Consider the following 1,402-nt stretch of genomic DNA (forward strand, 5'->3'; position numbering starts at 1 on the left):
AGGTGTTGGCGTTAACCATGATCATGATGTCGATCGGTACCTTCTGTATCGGTCTAATCCCGAGCTACGCCAGCATTGGTATCGCCGCGCCGATTCTGCTGCTGCTCGCGCGCTTACTGCAGGGCTTCTCCACTGGCGGCGAATATGGCGGTGCCGCTACTTTTATCGCGGAATACTCCACCGATAAGCGTCGCGGCTTTATGGGCAGTTTCCTTGAGTTCGGTACACTGGGCGGCTATCTGTTGGGCGCCAGCCTGGTCACCGCGATGATCGCCTTCTTACCGCATCAAACCATGATGGATTGGGGCTGGCGTGTGCCATTCTTCCTTGCTGCGCCGTTAGGGCTGTTCGGCTTGTACATCCGCTTAAAGTTGGAAGAGACGCCGGCGTTTAAAGATCACATGGATAAACGCGAAGAGATGGAGCACAACAAACCGCGCCTGAGCGTATGGCAGATGTTGCGCGATCAGCGTAAACCGCTGCTGAAATGTATTGGCCTGGTGCTGCTGTTCAACGTCTCCAACTATATGCTGACCGCCTATATGCCGAGCTATTTAACCGGCGTGCTGGGGATGAGTGAATTATCCGGCCTGATGTTGGTGATGGTGATTATGTTCATCATGATGCCATTGACGTTGATGTGGGGACATTTAACCGACCGCATTGGCCGCCGCCCGGTGATTGGTTTGGGTGCATTGGGTTTAATTGTGCTGGCGATCCCGAGCTACATGCTGATTGGTTCTGGCAACATGCTGCTGGTGTTTGCCGGATTGGCGATTCTGGGCTTATTACATACCTGCTTCAGCGGCACCATGCCGGCAACGTTACCGGCGCTGTTTGTCACCGATATTCGTTATAGCGCGCTGGCGATTGGTTTTAACTTATCGGTTTCGTTGTTTGGTGGCACCACGCCGCTGATTACCGCATGGCTGGTGGATACCACGCACAATAATCTGATGCCAGCGTATTACATGATCGGTGCCGGGATTATTGGTCTGCTGACGGTATTAACCTTGAGTGAAACGGCGCGTAAACCGCTGAAAGGTTCATCGCCTGCGGTGGCGACAGAAGCAGAAGCGCATCGTTTGATCGATAAGCTGCGTAAACGCAAGGTGAAGCATAAACCGGCGTAGATCGCAGGCCGCATCGACAGAGGTCGCCATGAATGGCGACCCTACGGGTGATTTTGTAGGGTCGTCATTTATGGCGACCATTCTAACCGAAGCGTAAAAATCCTTCTCTTATTCGATAATTTCCGAAACCCACCTGAAATCCACCGTCTCGCGCCAGAAAAGGCGAAAATATCGACTATGATCTGTAGTCCGACCCAACGTTAGTCCCCATTTTTATATCGTTTTCAGCCAGTAGCGAATCGCTTGATGTCGTCCATTGCCCCTGCGTG

General features: G+C 52.6%; 1 protein-coding gene. It reads left to right on the forward strand.

Features of this window, described 5'->3' with window-relative positions:
- Window positions 1–1,133 (forward strand): MFS transporter (locus RTY00_RS17050; protein WP_312665229.1); only part of this gene is annotated, 1,133 nt, incomplete at its 5' end.
- Window positions 1,134–1,402 lie beyond the last annotated feature (269 nt).

This window comes from Pantoea sp. CTOTU49201, from assembly GCF_032054795.1.
GTDB classification, from domain to species: Bacteria; Pseudomonadota; Gammaproteobacteria; order Enterobacterales; family Enterobacteriaceae; genus Pantoea; species Pantoea symbiotica.